Genomic DNA, 437 nt, shown 5'->3' with positions numbered 1-437 from the left:
ACGTGCAAGGCAATGAAACCGTAGAGATGGGACATCTGTATGTTTCTTCTATCTTTGGGACTATTGGTTTATATGGCGTGGCCTGGGCATCTACATGGGGTGTACAAGTAGATGATTCTCAATTAGAGATACATAGAATATTTCATACTAAGAAGGTATTATGCATCACTGATATTGGACAAGTAATCATTGATAAGAAGGAAGCAATGATCTTGTATGATAAGATGGGAAAGAAATTGATTAAGATAGATGCTTTATCGGATAATTATGATTATTTACTGAATCTATTAAAGTCACAAAATATAGAAATATCAAATAAGCGCCTTAAATAAGGCGCTGTCAAAAGCTTACTCAACGCATCTAAGAATCATTTCTACTATAATAGAAATATAGTAGGGAGGCGTTCTTGTGTGGGATGATGTGGCAGGTAAAGCTTC

1 protein-coding gene is annotated in these 437 nt (G+C 35.2%); it reads left to right on the top strand.

The window, feature by feature from the left end; all coding sequences use genetic code 11:
- The coding region (locus tag QVO42_RS07825; RefSeq protein ID WP_288164097.1) for a hypothetical protein at nt 1–332 on the top strand (332 nt) is incomplete at its 5' end.
- Nucleotides 333–437: the final 105 nt, after the last annotated feature.

It is taken from the genome of Catenibacterium sp. CAG:290, assembly GCF_000437715.1.
Taxonomy (GTDB): Bacteria; Bacillota_I; Bacilli_A; order Erysipelotrichales; family Coprobacillaceae; genus Catenibacterium; species Catenibacterium mitsuoka_A.
The sequence above is the reverse complement of the archived record's forward strand: the minus strand, read 5'-3'. Positions and strand labels throughout refer to the sequence as shown.